The organism is Serratia sp. A07, assembly GCF_058725505.1.
In genome coordinates, this window is record NZ_JBZXDO010000088.1 from 3451 (window position 1) to 4580 (window position 1130).

Below are 1130 nucleotides of genomic sequence, written 5' to 3' on the forward strand. Positions count from 1 at the left end.
CCCGTGATGAAGCTGATGGAACGCACGTTGTGTCTGGCGTTGATGCTGCCTGCGCTTATGGCGGCGGCAGCGCAGGACGACGAGCCGGCGGGGTATGTCGATAAGCCCGTCAAGGGCTGGTACTGGTACGACAAGAAGAACAAACCGCCGAAGAACGCGCCGCCGGCGCCTGCACCAGCACCGCCGCCCGCATCACCCACCGAACGGCTGGCGCGTATCGAGAAAATACGCAAGGAACTGCTTATCACGGCGGTGCTCGATCCGCAGCCGGAAAACATACGGCGCTACAAGGTGGTGCAGGATTTTCTGGTCAACAAGGCCAGTGCATTCAGCGCCACCTGGCAGAAGGTGCTGCTGGACTACCCGGAGCTGGACTACAACCTCAAGCACCCCTTCTACAACGGGGCGGCGCCTATCGAATACGCCAAAGAGCGCCAGGCGCAGGCGCGCGCTATCGACCAGGTCAACCAGCGCTACGGGGTGTTCTTGTTCTATCGCGGCCAGGAGCCGCTGGATACCAAGCTGGGCGGCGTGGTGAAGGAGTTTGCCGCGCAGTATGGGTTGCACCTGGTGCCGGTGAGTATCGATGGTCGCATCAGCGCGGATCTGCCGGACAGCCGAAGGGATAGCGGTCAGGCGAAAAAGATGGGCATCAGGCACTTTCCGGCCATCTACCTGGTGGAGCCGGGGACGGGGACCTACAAGCCGCTGGCCTACGGTTTTATCACGCAGGATGACCTGGCACGGCGCGTGCTGAATGTCGTCACCGATTTCAAACCCCGTGACTGAACTTAAAAAAGGAGCAAAACATGACAAAACGACACATTACCGCCGCAGAGATTGAGCGAGATGCGCAGGGTTACTGGACGCACCCGGCGATGCGAGCGGTTGATCTGGAAACCGCCGCGGACTTCTCGGGCTGGTTGCGCGAGCAGGATCTGGAAGCGTGGGTCATGCTGATGCGCGATGAAGACCCCGCGCTGTTCCTGGCCGGCTTTGATGACGAGGATTGGGATGCATCTGGCTGGATGCCGCGACCGCCGGCCGGTAATGGCTGGTTCCTGGGCTCGTTGCACGATCACGACGATGGCCCCGTGTGTCTCTGGCTGCGTCCGACGGCGTCCCGATGG

The 1130-nt window shown here is 61.6% G+C and carries 2 protein-coding genes; both read left to right on the top strand.

The window, feature by feature from the left end; all coding sequences use genetic code 11:
* Window positions 1-789 (top strand): type-F conjugative transfer system pilin assembly protein TraF (traF, locus tag AC4PR2_RS27635; protein ID WP_492175878.1); only part of this gene is annotated, 789 nt, incomplete at its 5' end.
* Between the two features lie 20 nt (window positions 790-809).
* A partial coding sequence (locus tag AC4PR2_RS27640; RefSeq protein WP_492175879.1) for a hypothetical protein occupies window positions 810-1130 on the top strand: 321 nt, incomplete at its 3' end.